The following is a 14467-nucleotide window of genomic DNA, read 5'->3' as shown; positions in this document are numbered from 1 at the left end:
AGTAAAATAGCCATAAATGAACAACATAAGAAATTTTGCAATAATAGCGCATATAGACCACGGTAAGTCAACGCTTGCTGACCGTTTAATAGAGGAATGTAACGGCCTTGAAGCAAGAGAAATGATCAATCAAATACTCGATTCAATGGATATAGAACGCGAACGTGGGATTACAATTAAGGCACAGACGGTAAAACTCAATTATACGGCAAACGACGGTAATCAATATTGCCTAAATCTCATGGACACCCCAGGTCACGTTGACTTTTCTTACGAGGTAAGCCGAAGCTTAGCCGCATGTGAAGGTTCACTTTTAGTGGTAGATAGTAGCCAGGGCGTTGAAGCACAAACCCTTGCAAATGTATATAAAGCTATTGACAACAACCATGAAATAATAGTTGTGCTCAATAAAGTTGATCTTCCTGCTGCAGATCCAGAAAAGGTAAAACTCCAGGTTGAGGAAGTAATTGGCATTGACGCAAGTGAGTCAGTTTTAATATCAGCAAAAACTGGACTTGGAATAAAAGATGTACTGGAAGCAATAGTAGCAAAACTTCCAGCTCCTCAAGGTGATGTAAATGCTCCATTGCAAGCAATTTTGGTTGATAGTTGGTATGACACTTACTTAGGAGTAGTAATTTTAGTGCGAGTTAAAAATGGAGTGCTAAAAAAAGGCATGAGAATTGTTATGATGTCTAATAATGCTACATATCAGATAGATAATATCGGTATTTTCACCCCTAAAAAAGTGATGACGGGTGAACTTTCAGCGGGTGAAGTTGGTTTTATAACTGCTTCAATGAAGGAAGTAGCAGACTGCAAGGTAGGAGACACTATCACTGAGGAAAAGAGACCTTGTAGTGAAGCACTTCCTGGATTTAAAGAAGTGCATCCTGTGGTATTTTGTAGCATTTTCCCTCACAAAACGGATGATTTTAAATATCTAAGGGAAGCTCTAGAGAAGTTACATTTAAATGATGCAAGTTTTACCTTCGAAGCTGAAACTTCAAATGCACTAGGCTATGGATTTCGTTGTGGTTTTTTGGGAATGTTGCATCTTGAAGTTATTCAAGAAAGACTCGAGAGAGAGTTTGATTTAGATCTAACAGCAACTGCACCGAGTGTTATATATAGGGTTACAACACGAAGTGGTGAAGTTTTGAATATTCATAACCCAAGTGATATGCCAGATCCAACGAAAATTGAAATTGTGGAAGAACCGTGGATTACCGCAACCATAATGGTCCCTGACCAATACTTGGGAGAGATTCTATCTCTATGTGAAGAAAGGAGGGGAGAACAGGAGGATTTATCTTACATTTGTAACACAACAACAGCATTGTTAAGATATAAATTACCACTGTCTGAAGTTGTTTTTGACTTTTATGATCGATTAAAATCAATTTCCAAAGGATATGCAAGTTTGGATTGGGAAATTTCCAGCTATCTGGTAAGCCAAATAGATAAATTAAGCTTTTTAATTAATGGAGAGCCCGTAGATGCATTAGCCTGTATTGTTCACAAAAGTAGGGCAGAAAAAAGGGGGCGTGAAATATGTGCACGCTTGAAGGATCTAATACCACGTCAGCAATACAAAATCGCGATTCAAGCGGCAGTGGGCGGAAAAATCATTGCCAGAGAAACGATTAACCCATACAGAAAAGATGTAACAGCTAAACTCTATGGTGGGGATGTAACGCGAAGAATGAAACTACTTGAAAAGCAAAAGAAGGGTAAAAAAAGGTTACATTCTATAGGGAACGTAAATATTCCACAGAATGCTTTTATTCAAGCCTTGAAGATAAGTGATTGATCTTAAAAGACTTCTTGTATAGTTTTTGGCAACAACCGTTAGAAACGAAAAAACTTACTTGACAAACTCTGCCAGCCCCCTTATCATGAAAGTGAAGCTATTTATTTATCTTCTCTGTACAGATTAAATGACAAAAAAACTCACGTATCTGGCGTCTCATGTTTAATTTTTTGCACTATGTGCACCTTATGTCTTTATAAAACTTCTACCTACATAAGCTGAAACGCGCTTATAAAGCGTTTAAAACATAAAAAAACGCCAACTTAAAAAATGGATAGTGAATAACTAGCTACCCTAGGGTTTCTTTTGCCTTTTTTTCTGTTTAGTAAATTTCTTAATGTTTCTAATTTAGATTAGTTGCGGTTTAAAAGCAACTGAATCGCGGTTATTAAGCATTTAGAATAAAAAAACGCCATACTTGAAAGTATAATGTAAGTATAGCATTTCTCATAATAGTCCGAATAGGTCATAGGAAGGCAGAATCAACAGCACGACGAAAGGATTCGAATAGAGGAATGTTTTTCCTGGCTCTGTTTTTTATAGCAAACCAATGATGCTCAATTTTGTTAAAATCTGGAGAATAAGGCGGCAGATACAAAATTTCTGCACCGACTCCTTTAGCGAGCTTGATAAGCTTATCAGACTTATGAAAAGTAGCATTATCAAGAATGACAGTTTGTCCAGGTTCTAAGATCGGTGCCAAAAATTGCTCAAACCATCCATTAAAAATATCCATATTACAGTGGCCTTCAAATGTTAATGGAGCAACTATCTTTCTTCTACTTAAGGCTGCAACCATGCTGATTCGTTGAGTTTTTTTTCCAGATTTTAGGGCATAAAATCGCTGTCCTTTCTGGCAATACCCATATGGATAGTCCTCCGTGTTATCAATCCCAGACTCATCTATATACACTAAGTTTTCTGGTTCTTTTGTTGCTATAATTTTTAAGAATTCAGCACGTTTTTCTTCGTTCCTTTCCTTGTATCCATATGTCTTTTTTTGCGCGTAAATCCAATTTTTCTGAGAGCTCGGTGGATCGTTTGGATACTAACGTTGCCCCAAAGTTTAGCCATTTCCGACAGAGTTTTTCTACCGTGTTTTTTAGCAAATTCGATAAACTTATTCCAGTCGATAATTTTCTGATTGTAACCTCCATTACCGAGTTTTTTTGACTGAAAGTCGCCTGTTTCTTTTTTTCTTTGCTGCCACTCCCACAAAGTAGTTCGTCCAATTTTAAATCTTGCTGCCACTGCTTCTCTGCTTTCCCCTTCGTCTAGTGCTTCCATTGCTTTTTTTCTTAAATCATAACTATATGCTGCCGGCATCCAACCTCCTTATCGCCATCTATCCTTAATCTTATCATATCCGGACTTCTGTGGAAAGAGCTATAAGAGGTTGTCCGGAAACAAGTAAAAGGCTATAATATCTGAAATTTTAGTACGGGGTAAAGATGAGAAAAAAGTATCCAACAGATCTAAGCGAAAGGGAATGGGCAAGAATAGAAAAACACTTCAGAGTATCATACAAGAAAGGAGGAAGGCCGCAAAAGTATAGCAAAAAAGAAATATTAGAAGCAATTTTCTATGTATTGCGTACAGGGTGTCAATGGCGGTATTTACCAAATGATTTTCCGCTATGGAAGACTGTGTATGAGCAGTTCAGGCAATGGAAGAAGCAGGGAATTTTTGAGAAAATGAATTATGAAATTACAAAATATAGTAGAAGAAAAATAGGAAGGAATGAGCAGCCGAGTGCCTGTATAGTAGATAGTCAATCTGTAAAGACTACAGAAAAGGGGGGATCAAAGGCTATGATGGAAGTAAAAAAGTAAAGGGTAGAAAAAGGCATATAATTACAGACACTCAGGGTTTTATACTAGGTTGTTACGTAGGCGCTGCTAACGAAAATGATAGAGATGGTATTAAAATAGCATTAAACAATATGAGAACAAAATATACTAAAGTTAAAAAAATGTGGGCTGACATGGGATACCAAGGAAGAAATTTAAAGAATCACATAAAGGAAGAATATGACATAGATATTGAAATTGTTAAAAGGCCTCCATGTAGATTTTGGGTGCACAAAGATACGCCACCTGAGCTACTACCAACAAGAGAACAAGGGTTTAAAGTACAGCCAAGAAGATGGGTTGTAGAAAGGACTTTTGCTTGGGTTAATAGGAATAGAAGGCTATCGAAGGAGTATGATTTACTCACAACATCCACTGAGAATTTCATATACCTAGCTATGAGTAGGGTTATGTTAAAGAGGGAATATGCTTGAATTTACTAGTTTCCGGACAACCTCTAATATGTAACATTATTGGCTACGTTTGGGGAATAGGCGGACCGCTTATGACCGTAGTGATAATAGGTGCAGCTTTGCTTGCGATATTTGGTAGAATGCCATGGCCAGCTCTTTTTGCACTCGGTATATTTTGTGCTGTATTTTTCGGTGCTAAAACTATCGTCATAAAAGTAATGGGTGGTATAGGCGGCACTGGAAATACTTCTTTGATGGACCAATGTGGAACAGGAGACACAAAAAAGAACTATTTTTTTCTAAAACAGACCTGATGTACGGCTTTAACTATATCTTCCACTTGTGGTAATGCTTTTTTTTCTAGATTTGCAGCGTAAGGTAAGGGGATGTCCTTGCCAGTTACGCGTACAACTGGAGCATCAAGGTAGTCAAATCCTTGTTCCATAACAACGGCTGACAGCTCTGCTCCTATTCCTGCAAATGGCCATCCTTCTTCTACACTAACTAACCTATTAGTCTTCTGAATAGAGTTAATAACAGTTTGAGTGTCAAGTGGTCTTAAGGTTCTGAGGTCAATAACTTCAGCTTCTATACCTTCACTCGAAAGTAAATCTGCTGCATTTAAGGCATCCATTAATTTTAATGAAAAAGCAGTGATAGTTACATCCTTTCCTTCCCGTATAACAGCAGCTTTGCCTATCTCAAGTAGATAATCTTTGTTTGATAGCTCAGAGTCAGAAACTTCATGCTCATGTCCATAAGCTATTTCGTTTTCTAGAAATATTACCGGATTAGGGTCACGAATTGCAGCTTTAAGCAGACCTCTGCAATCGGAGGCAAAATAGGGTGCTATTACTTTTAACCCCGGTATATGCGAATACCAAGCTGCAAAGCATTGAGAATGTTGTGCAGCAACTCTTGCTGCAGCGCCATTTGGTCCACGAAATACTATAGGGCATCCAAGTTGTCCGCCTGACATATAATTTGTTTTTGCTGCGGAATTCACAATTTGGTCAATAGCTTGCATAGAAAAATTAAAAGTCATAAACTCGACTATTGGCTTTAATCCAGCAAATGCCGCTCCAACAGCAAGGCCAGCAAATCCATGTTCGGTAATAGGCGTATCAACTACTCTGTTTTCTCCAAACTCTTTCAGTAATCCTTTCGTTACTTTATAAGCACCATCATACTCTGCAACTTCTTCACCCATGATAAGCACATCAGAGTCGTTTTGCATTTCTTCTCTAATTGCTGTGCATAAAGCTTCTCTTACACTTAAGGTTGCCATTTATAAACTTTTATAGACTTTAACTAAAGTAACTATATCAGAATTACTGGGGATAAGTAAAGTGTACAAATTAAGTTTTACAAACATAATGATTGTATTGCTTGTGTTTTTAATAATATATACTGCTAAGTTAATAATAATTCACTTGGGAATAACAGAAAAATACATGATAATTTTATATTTCAAATAGAATAAAATCCTTTTTATTGATACTGTCTTTTTTTGTAAAAAACATTCCTAACTTTTCCACCACTTTTTCTGGCTAAGGTCAGTATAACTTTTGCTTGAAATAACTGTTTATATGGTGCAATTTACAGCTTTTAGTTGCTAAAATTATAACTCTTAATTTAATAATTTTAATCCAATAAGCTTTCAGGTTAATAAAATTAAATTATTTGAGTAAATGCAATACCATGTCTTTATTTGTGGGTAATAATAAGAATAACGAAGGTTGGCTCAGCTACACTTCTATAATTTCAATTTTTATGTTTACCGTATAAAAGAAGTTTCTTCTGTCTGTGTCTCCCTGTTTGAAACCAACCTTATTCTCTCTCTTTCTTGTTCTGAACTTAACCCGCGAAGCGCGTGATCGAAATCTTTCTCACTAATCTTAGACCGTCTTTCCTCAACAGCACACATTTTTGCCTCATTTACTAATTGCTCTAACTCAGCCCCAGAATAGCCTTTAGTCCTTTCCGCAATGTTTTTAAGGTTTAACTCATTATCGGCTTCTGTACCTCGCATATAAAGTTCTAATATTTTTTGTCTCGCTTCTACGCTTGGATTAGGGATATAAACCCTCTGACCTAAACGTCCAGGTCTAATAAGTGCTGGATCTATACCACCGATAAGGTTAGTTGCACCAATTACTATTATATCTTTTCTGCTCTTAAATCCATCTATTTCAGTTAACAACTGTGTTAAACTCTCTCGACAATGGTAAGCTGAGTTATTAGCGGTACTTCTTTTTTGTGCAACTGCATCTATTTCATCTATAAAGACTATACAAGGAGAATATTTTTTTGCTATTTTAAAAAGCTCGCGTACAGCATGTGCACCATGACCAATATATACTCCAATAAGTTCAGGACCTGAGATGCTTATGAAATTCATATTTGATTCACCTGCAATTGCACGAGCCATAAGTGTTTTACCATTTCCAGGAGGGCCATATAATATGTAACCTCTTAGTGAATTAATACTTTTATTTCCAAACAGCTTGCGCATTTCTTCTGTCATTTGGTCACAGCAAATCATCTGCAACCGTTGTTTTAAGGAGTCATCAATTATAGCATCAGCAAATGTTATTCTTTTATCATCTGAATTAGCTAATTCTATCGATATAGGCAGCTCTACTTCCTTTAGTTTGCTGAATACTTGATCATATACAAACCAAACAATAAAAAGGAGAACGACAAGTAACACACAAGGCATAGCTTCACTAACATAATGTGCAGCTAACTCATACCCTTTACTAAGCAACATTGTATGCATATAGGCAAACAAAAAAGCGATAGAGACAATAGTTGCCACGCATAGTAAACAGATTGAAATTCTTTTTAGTAATTCTGAAATTTCAATTTTTTTCATCTTAATACCTTATACCAATTTTAAACTAAGAATAATTTTATCTAGCTTACCTATTTTAGCTTGATTAGAGCGTTCAGAAAAATTATCAAGTACGTACTTTAATTTATTAAATACTAAAAACAATATATCACCATATTGTCACATACATCTTTAAAGTTTACCAAATTCATTTTCAAAAAACAAGATTTTATTATTAACCCGAATTCTGGATTAGATTTTAGGTAAATTATTGAAAGTCTTGAATTTTACTAAATTAGTAACTAGTCTTAAAATGCTTACTGCTTTATCGTAAATGCTAAAACAATAAGCTATTGATATTCTTGTTTTTTTTAATCTCCAATCCAGAATTCGGGTTAAAAACGCTAACTTGTATCTTCAAGAAGTAAGACATAATAGCTCTAAAATGTCTTGCAAGGAAAGGTAAAGCTGAACGCTAACTTATGCCAGAAAAATACCGTCTTGTTTGCCTTTTTGAGTAGTATCATCTTATTTTTCCTGTAAATTTTGTTTATAACGCCTAAGATTTACGATATTTTAATCCCGGTAGAATATCTTATAAAATCAGATTATATGTTATACCTATGGAAATAGATAACTTTCAGCAATATTACAACCAAGAAGAAATGAAGACAGTAACATTAGCTCAAATTTATAAAGACTTGGTAATAAAGATATTCGATATAGCCACAAGCAAAATGTAAGCTACTATTAATGGTATTATGGAAATAGCACCAACGATACCACCTACTATACCTACTACCAGAGGTGACGGAGTAGTAAGGCTTAATATAATAAGTGGGAGAGATATAATTGATAGTATTATAGAAATTACACCTACTGTTTTCAGAAGAGATAGAAATCCTTTTGAATCTAAGTGTTCTTTTTCCCTTAAATAATATAAAGAAAATGCTTATACACATTATAGCACAAAGTATTACTGCTGCTATAAGTGCTGCTAAATAAGCTATATTCATTGCAATTATCACACACCATAATAAAAAAGTCAACTCCATATGTTTAGGTTGTAAAATCCCAAAAAGCAGCCAGAATAGAATAAGCAAACATTTACGAATTGAATTTAGTGCAAACAAGGGTGTTGATATCAACCATACTCTGCAGAATCGCAATATGGTATGACTACATGCTTTTTATTGATTTGATTAACATAATCAGCAGAGAGTTTTGTTTTGCAAAAGATGTCTACAGTAACATACTGCAATTATTTGGAATTGTAGGGCTAGGTGCAATTGTAAGGCCACTTGGTGCATTCATATTTGGTCACGTTGGTGACAGGTATGGAAGGAGGATAGCATTAATAATTACTATCTTGCTAATATCGATACCATCAAGTCTCATTGCATTTATTCCAAGTCACAATCAAGTAGGTATAATTTCTACTATATTGCTTCTTGCAATCCATATAACACAAGGAATTGCACTTGGTGGTGAACAAGGAAGTTCTGTTTATCTTATAGAGCATTTATCCAGTAGGAAAGAGAACTTAGGGATGTATTTTGGAATGATGGGTTTTGGTCGCTCCATTGGCGTCTTGCTTTCTGCGGTGATAGTGATTATCTGCAAAAAAACTACTGATTTTTGTACCTGGGGTTGGAGATTGCCATTTATTTTCTCAGCTATTTTAGGATTAATTAGCGCGTATAGCATATACACATTGGGAGAAACTCCAGCATATGAAAAAAATCGAAAACAAAGAAATTTACCTGATTTGCCAATAATAGAGCTTATAAAACGCCACAAGAGAGCTCTTATACTTGCTATTTTAATATCTGTACCTGTTAATGTTGCTGTTGGATTTACCATATTTCTTCGAACTCTCGCAAAGGAAATAGCATCAGTGGATGTTTATGTAACAACATATATCAACGAAATTGTATTGATTATAACCAGTGTATTAATGCCGATATCTTCAATAGCGTTTGGAATGTTGGCTGATAAAGTTGGAAAAGAGCGCACTGCAATCTTATTTATAGCAATTACAATGGCACTGTGTTGTCCTGCGTTATCTATTGCATATTACTATAAAAATTATCTTGTGATTGCGTTGAGCGTAATGGTTCTCTCTATAATAGAAAGGGGTATAGTTCCCATAGGAATAGTTGCATCTGAACTCTTTCCTACCAATGTTAGATTTAGTGGTGTGAGCTTATCACGCAATATCTCTTATGCGTTACATGGAGGATTTACTCCTATGGTTTGTATTTGGTTGACTGTAACATTTCCTCAAACAAACCTTGCTGCTGGGCTTTATATAGTCTTCTGCTTGTTGATCAGTGTGGTAGCAATATTGCAAATAAAACCGCAAGATAAGAAATTTGATTGGTCTTAGTTTTCTCCTATGTGATTTGATAGACCGGGAAAGGGTTTCATCTAAGTAGCTGACACCCTGACAACCGTCATCCTGCTGCTTGTTAGCGGGATCTAGAGATACCGTGACGGTATGACGTAGGACTGCTGTCATTCCAGTCTGGAATCCAGAGAAAAGGATGATGTCATCCCAGTGTCCCTGTAATGTCATTCCAGTGCTTGACACTGGAATGGCTTTGTTGCATCGCTACTTATGAAAGGCTAACTATAGTTAGAATTATAAGCAACCTATTGAAAATCTTGTTTTTTTGCAATCAATCTGATCAAATTTAAGAATAGTAATTTATTATTTATATTAATAAATTTAATTCTATTGAAAATAGCTAAAGCATTGAAATTCTTGAATTTTAGCCAGATTAGTGAGTGGTAGTGAAATTTCTTTTACTCAAATTTAGGTATTCACTGACCGTTCTTATTATAAATACCAGAATAATAAGCTACTGATATTCTCCATCTTTTTTATCTTTAATCCATCATAGCTAGCGATGCAACAAAGCCCACTGGAATCCAGCCTTTATTATGCAGCCACTTGGTTATAGCTCTTTCCACAGAAGTCCGGATATGATAAGATTAAGGATAGATGGCGATAAGGAGGTTGGATGCCGGCAGCATATAGTTATGATTTAAGAAAAAAAGCAATGGAAGCACTAGACGAAGGGGAAAGCAGAGAAGCAGTGGCAGCAAGATTTAAAATTGGACGAACTACTTTGTGGGAGTGGCAGCAAAGAAAAAAAGAAACAGGCGACTTTCAGTCAAAAAAACTCGGTAATGGAGGTTACAATCAGAAAATTATCGACTGGAATAAGTTTATCGAATTTGCTAAAAAACACGGTAGAAAAACTCTGTCGGAAATGGCTAAACTTTGGGGCAACGTTAGTATCCAAACGATCCACCGAGCTCTCAGAAAAATTGGATTTACGCGCAAAAAAAGACATATGGATACAAGGAAAGGAACGAAGAAAAACGTGCTGAATTCTTAAAAATTATAGCAACAAAAGAACCAGAAAACTTAGTGTATATAGATGAGTCTGGGATTGATAACACGGAGGACTATCCATATGGGTATTGCCAGAAAGGACAGCGATTTTATGCCCTAAAATCTGGAAAAAAAACTCAACGAATCAGCATGGTTGCAGCCTTAAGTAGAAGAAAGATAGTTGCTCCATTAACATTTGAAGGCCACTGTAATATGGATATTTTTAATGGATGGTTTGAGCAATTTTTGGCACCGATCTTAGAACCTGGACAAACTGTCATTCTTGATAATGCTACTTTTCATAAGTCTGATAAGCTTATCAAGCTCGCTAAAGGAGTCGGTGCAGAAATTTTGTATCTGCCGCCTTATTCTCCAGATTTTAACAAAATTGAGCATCATTGGTTTGCTATAAAAAACAGAGCCAGGAAAAACATTCCTCTATTCGAATCCTTTCGTCGTGCTGTTGATTCTGCCTTCCTATGACCTATTCGGACTATTATGAGAAATGCTATAAGAGGTTGTCCGGAAACAAGTAAAAGGCTATAATATCTGAAATTTTAGTACGGGGTAAAGATGAGAAAAAAGTATCCAACAGATCTAAGCGAAAGGGAATGGGCAAGAATAGAAAAACACTTCAGAGTATCATACAAGAAAGGAGGAAGGCCGCAAAAGTATAGCAAAAAAGAAATATTAGAAGCAATTTTCTGTGTATTGCGTACAGGGTGTCAATGGCGGTATTTACCAAATGATTTTCCGCTATGGAAGACTGTGTATGAGCAGTTCAGGCAATGGAAGAAGCAGGGAATTTTTGAGAAAATGAATTATGAAATTACAAAATATAGTAGAAGAAAAATAGGAAGGAATGAGCAGCCGAGTGCCTGTATAGTAGATAGTCAATCTGTAAAGACTACAGAAAAGGGGGGATCAAAGGCTATGATGGAAGTAAAAAAGTAAAGGGTAGAAAAAGGCATATAATTACAGACACTCAGGGTTTTATACTAGGTTGTTACGTAGGCGCTGCTAACGAAAATGATAGAGATGGTATTAAAATAGCATTAAACAATATGAGAACAAAATATACTAAAGTTAAAAAAATGTGGGCTGACATGGGATACCAAGGAAGAAATTTAAAGAATCACATAAAGGAAGAATATGACATAGATATTGAAATTGTTAAAAGGCCTCCATGTAGATTTTGGGTGCACAAAGATACGCCACCTGAGCTACTACCAACAAGAGAACAAGGGTTTAAAGTACAGCCAAGAAGATGGGTTGTAGAAAGGACTTTTGCTTGGGTTAATAGGAATAGAAGGCTATCGAAGGAGTATGATTTACTCACAACATCCACTGAGAATTTCATATACCTAGCTATGAGTAGGGTTATGTTAAAGAGGGAATATGCTTGAATTTACTAGTTTCCCGACAACCTCTAAAATTAAGTCTTCTGGATCCCAGTGTCTGGGCACTGGGATGACAAAGGAGGGCAGTGTCAGCTACTCGGATGACACCCTGCTGGTGGACAATGTTTGTATAGTTGTGCGTCACGCGCTGGAATGACGAATTACTTAACCGCCATACCGTCACGGTATCTCCTAGCATAGATCCCGCTAACACGTAGCGGGATGACGATTTTGTATCGGAAAACAAGTAGCATGACGATTTATCAAATGTTCCTTAGTTTCTCAAAAAAATCCTTTAACAAAAAAGAGCATTCTGTTTCTAATATCCCACCATAAACTTCAGGTATATGGCTGCAAAATTGAAATATCTTAGCACCATTTTCAATTCCTCCACCTTTTGGATTATAAGCTCCAAAGTACAATCGTTTAATTCTGGCAAAGGAAATGGCTTGAGCACACATCGGACATGGTTCTAATGTTACGTACATATCAGCATCACAAAGCGTGGGAGTTGAAAATGCTTGTCTGATCGCTAACATCTCTGCATGTGCAGTTGGATCGCTGGATATATTGTGTGCAGAAGAAATGATATTGTCTCCACTCACTATTACAGCACCTATGGGCACCTCATCATTTTTTTGAGCGAGTTTGGCTTGCTCTATGGCAAGCTCCATATATTGATACTTAAACACTAGGCACTTATTTCTTATCAATTGTTGCTTTAACGAACGACACGAAAAGAGGATGAGGAGAAAACGGCTTTGATTGAAATTCTGGATGAAACTGCACACCAATAAACCACGGATGACTCTCTAACTCCACTGCCTCTATGCACGTTCCATCTTCTGATATGCCACTGCATAGCAGCCCATTTTTTTCCAAATCATCTTTATAATCTGAATTGATTATGTATCTATGCCTGTGTCTTTCTGAAATAGTAGTGTTACTATATGCATCCATCATTTTAGAGTTTGCATTTATATTACATTTGTATGCCCCAAGTCTCATGGTTCCACCAAGATCGTCATCTTGATCGCCAGCTAACTTAACGATTGGATGTTTACAGTTACGAAATTCTTCAGAGTGTACATCTTCAAGCTTAACAACATTACGAGCAAATTCAATAATTGCAAGCTGCATACCAAGGCAAATTCCGAAAAATGGGATATTATTTGTACGGGCATAATTTATTGCTAATATTTTACCCTCTACTCCGTCATCACCAAACCCCCCTGGAACAAGGATTGCATGAGAATTCTGTAATTTCTCTCCTATAAGTTTTTCATTTATAGGTTTTTCTTCCTTCTCTCTTGAGTTAACCCAATTTATCCTTACTTTGACTTTATTACTAATCGCACCATGATTTAATGCTTCAACTAGTGATTTATACGCATCAGGGAATTCGGTGTATTTTCCCACTATAGATACAGTAACTTCCTGTGTTGGGTGCCTTATGGAATGCACTATTTGATCCCATTCAGTCAAGCTTGGTTTTGGCTTACTTAAATGAAAGTGCTCCAAAATTTGCGTATCAAGCCCACATTGGCTATACAACACCGGTAACTCATATATATGACTCACATCAGGGGCAGGTATCACATTGAATAAAGAAACATTGCAAAGCTTAGCTATTTTCTCTCTTTGATTATCGAAAATTTCTTTCTCACTGCGGCATAATATAATATCTGGCTGTAACCCCGCGGAATTTAACTCTCGAACTGAATGCTGCGTTGGTTTTGTCTTTAATTCTTGCGCTGCGGTAAGATATGGTATTAAAGTTAAGTGAATAAGGATAACTCTTTGTTTTCCTAATGTGTAGTTAACTTGGCGTATAGCCTCCAAAAATGGTTGGCTTTCAATGTCACCTACAGTTCCGCCTATTTCACATATTACAAAATCTAAACCTTCCGTACCATTAAAAATGAACGATTTGATCAAATCTGTCACATGAGGAATGACTTGCACAGTTTTGCCCAGATAATCACCACGCCTCTCTTTCTTCAATAACTCATGATATATCTTACCAGTTGTTATATTGTCATCTTTTGTTGCTTTAATTCCAGTAAAACGCTCATAATGCCCAAGATCCAAATCAGTTTCAGCACCATCTTCGGTAACAAATACCTCTCCGTGCTGAGTTGGGTTCATTGTCCCAGGATCAATGTTGAGATACGGGTCAAGTTTTCTGATACGGATCTTAAAACCGTGAGCTTGAAGAAGCGCACCAACGCTTGAAGCAACTAAGCCTTTACCAAGCGATGACACAACTCCACCTGTGACAAAGATAAATTTAGCTTCCTTCATTAATTTTCAAATGGAACAGAAGTAGATTCACTTTCTTGCTTTTTTTCTAATATAATTTTTTCTGCGATCGATTTTTTATGTACGTCTTTTGAACATAATCCTGACAATAGCAATGTATTTATAATAAACAATCCAGCAACAATAGCCGTTACTCTGCTGAGCGGGTTTTCAGAAGATTTCACTGGAATCATCGAGTTGACCCCCTGTTGTGTATTACTAAAACCACTTAACGAACTACTCCCAGGTGGCTGCAAGAGCACTAAAATTACTAACACAACAACCAATATTATTTGAAATATACTTAATACCGCTACTGACATTATAGATAGGGCTGAAAATAAAAATCTTAGCAGTACAAAGCACGTAAGTCAAGAACATCTGTCACCCAAGTAGTTTGAAATCTAAGTATGTATTTACTGCTTACCTTAGATGTATGGTCCCAGAGAGT

The 14467-nt window shown here is 36.3% G+C and carries 12 protein-coding genes and 1 pseudogene; 7 read left to right on the top strand and 6 right to left on the bottom strand.

The window, feature by feature from the left end; genetic code table 11:
* Positions 1 to 16: 16 nt before the first annotated feature.
* Positions 17 to 1813: a translation elongation factor 4 gene (lepA, locus tag AAGD90_RS03680; protein WP_341821645.1), complete on the top strand. Its 1797-nt coding sequence runs from the start codon at positions 17 to 19 to the stop codon at positions 1811 to 1813.
* A 466-nt stretch (positions 1814 to 2279) separates the two neighbouring features.
* Here lepA and AAGD90_RS03675 read toward each other — a convergent pair.
* A protein-coding gene (locus tag AAGD90_RS03675; protein ID WP_156518142.1) for an IS630 family transposase occupies positions 2280 to 3139 on the bottom strand; the annotation gives its coding sequence in 2 pieces (ribosomal slippage) (positions 2280 to 2815 and positions 2815 to 3139; 861 coding nt in all).
* Between the two features lie 125 nt (positions 3140 to 3264).
* Here AAGD90_RS03675 and AAGD90_RS03670 point away from each other — a divergent pair.
* Together AAGD90_RS03670 and AAGD90_RS03665 are read left to right on the top strand one after the other, a co-directional pair.
* Positions 3265 to 4097 (top strand): IS5-like element ISWpi1 family transposase gene (locus AAGD90_RS03670; RefSeq protein WP_341821644.1). Its coding sequence is split into 2 segments (ribosomal slippage): positions 3265 to 3634 and positions 3634 to 4097, totalling 834 coding nucleotides; the frame shifts between segments, so codons are not numbered across the junction.
* Between the two features lie 23 nt (positions 4098 to 4120).
* Positions 4121 to 4390: pseudogene (locus tag AAGD90_RS03665) on the top strand (TrbC/VirB2 family protein); the annotation flags it as partial.
* Here the strand turns inward: AAGD90_RS03665 and AAGD90_RS03660 are convergent.
* Positions 4366 to 5364, bottom strand: coding sequence for a pyruvate dehydrogenase complex E1 component subunit beta (locus AAGD90_RS03660; RefSeq protein ID WP_006279663.1), 999 nt, complete (start codon positions 5362 to 5364; stop codon positions 4366 to 4368). The pseudogene AAGD90_RS03665 and the gene AAGD90_RS03660 overlap by 25 nt on opposite strands.
* A 489-nt stretch (positions 5365 to 5853) precedes the next feature.
* Complete coding sequence (locus AAGD90_RS03655; protein ID WP_341821643.1) at positions 5854 to 6954, bottom strand: ATP-binding protein; 1101 nt, start codon at positions 6952 to 6954, stop codon at positions 5854 to 5856.
* Between the two features lie 719 nt (positions 6955 to 7673).
* Between AAGD90_RS03655 and AAGD90_RS03650 the strand changes: the two genes are divergently transcribed.
* From AAGD90_RS03650 to AAGD90_RS03635, 4 genes are all read left to right on the top strand, one after another.
* Complete coding sequence (locus AAGD90_RS03650; protein ID WP_174930852.1) at positions 7674 to 7850, top strand: hypothetical protein; 177 nt, start codon at positions 7674 to 7676, stop codon at positions 7848 to 7850.
* Positions 7851 to 8095: 245 nt separating this feature from the next.
* Positions 8096 to 9301, top strand: coding sequence for an MFS transporter (locus AAGD90_RS03645; RefSeq protein ID WP_244663081.1), 1206 nt, complete (start codon positions 8096 to 8098; stop codon positions 9299 to 9301).
* A 637-nt stretch (positions 9302 to 9938) separates the two neighbouring features.
* A protein-coding gene (locus AAGD90_RS03640; RefSeq protein WP_156518142.1) for an IS630 family transposase occupies positions 9939 to 10798 on the top strand; the annotation gives its coding sequence in 2 pieces (ribosomal slippage) (positions 9939 to 10263 and positions 10263 to 10798; 861 coding nt in all).
* Between the two features lie 90 nt (positions 10799 to 10888).
* A protein-coding gene (locus tag AAGD90_RS03635) for an IS5-like element ISWpi1 family transposase (RefSeq protein ID WP_341821642.1) occupies positions 10889 to 11721 on the top strand; the annotation gives its coding sequence in 2 pieces (ribosomal slippage) (positions 10889 to 11258 and positions 11258 to 11721; 834 coding nt in all).
* A gap of 257 nt (positions 11722 to 11978) precedes the next feature.
* On the opposite strand, the gene AAGD90_RS03630 is transcribed toward AAGD90_RS03635, so the two are convergent.
* From AAGD90_RS03630 to secG, 3 genes are read right to left on the bottom strand one after another with little or no spacing between them, the layout of a single operon-like run.
* Positions 11979 to 12389 carry a nucleoside deaminase gene (locus AAGD90_RS03630; protein ID WP_015588966.1) on the bottom strand — a complete coding sequence of 137 codons (411 nt, stop codon included), beginning with the start codon at positions 12387 to 12389 and terminating at the stop codon, positions 11979 to 11981.
* Positions 12390 to 12414: 25 nt separating this feature from the next.
* On the bottom strand, positions 12415 to 14019 hold the full coding sequence (locus tag AAGD90_RS03625; RefSeq protein WP_341821641.1) for a CTP synthase: 1605 nt from the start codon (positions 14017 to 14019) through the stop codon (positions 12415 to 12417).
* On the bottom strand, positions 14019 to 14339 hold the full coding sequence (secG, locus tag AAGD90_RS03620) for a preprotein translocase subunit SecG (RefSeq protein ID WP_264723320.1): 321 nt from the start codon (positions 14337 to 14339) through the stop codon (positions 14019 to 14021). Before secG ends, AAGD90_RS03625 begins: the two co-directional genes overlap by 1 nt.
* Positions 14340 to 14467 lie beyond the last annotated feature (128 nt).

This window comes from Wolbachia endosymbiont (group A) of Ischnus inquisitorius, from assembly GCF_964026985.1.
GTDB lineage: Bacteria > Pseudomonadota > Alphaproteobacteria > Rickettsiales > Anaplasmataceae > Wolbachia > Wolbachia pipientis.
This window is presented reverse-complemented; position numbering and strand designations above follow the sequence as displayed.

What these genes read in the sequence shown, in the direction of transcription:
- AAGD90_RS03660 (WP_006279663.1), bottom strand. Translation starts at nt 5,364, where the DNA reads ATGGCAACCTTAAGTGTAAGAGAAGCTTTATGCACAGCAATTAGAGAA.
- AAGD90_RS03630 (WP_015588966.1), bottom strand. Translation starts at nt 12,389, where the DNA reads ATGGAGCTTGCCATAGAGCAAGCCAAACTCGCTCAAAAAAATGATGAG.
- AAGD90_RS03655 (WP_341821643.1), bottom strand. Translation starts at nt 6,954, where the DNA reads ATGAAAAAAATTGAAATTTCAGAATTACTAAAAAGAATTTCAATCTGT.
- AAGD90_RS03645 (WP_244663081.1), top strand. Translation starts at nt 8,096, where the DNA reads ATGCTTTTTATTGATTTGATTAACATAATCAGCAGAGAGTTTTGTTTT.
- lepA (WP_341821645.1), top strand. Translation starts at nt 17, where the DNA reads ATGAACAACATAAGAAATTTTGCAATAATAGCGCATATAGACCACGGT.
- AAGD90_RS03625 (WP_341821641.1), bottom strand. Translation starts at nt 14,019, where the DNA reads ATGAAGGAAGCTAAATTTATCTTTGTCACAGGTGGAGTTGTGTCATCG.
- AAGD90_RS03650 (WP_174930852.1), top strand. Translation starts at nt 7,674, where the DNA reads ATGGAAATAGCACCAACGATACCACCTACTATACCTACTACCAGAGGT.
- secG (WP_264723320.1), bottom strand. Translation starts at nt 14,339, where the DNA reads ATGTCAGTAGCGGTATTAAGTATATTTCAAATAATATTGGTTGTTGTG.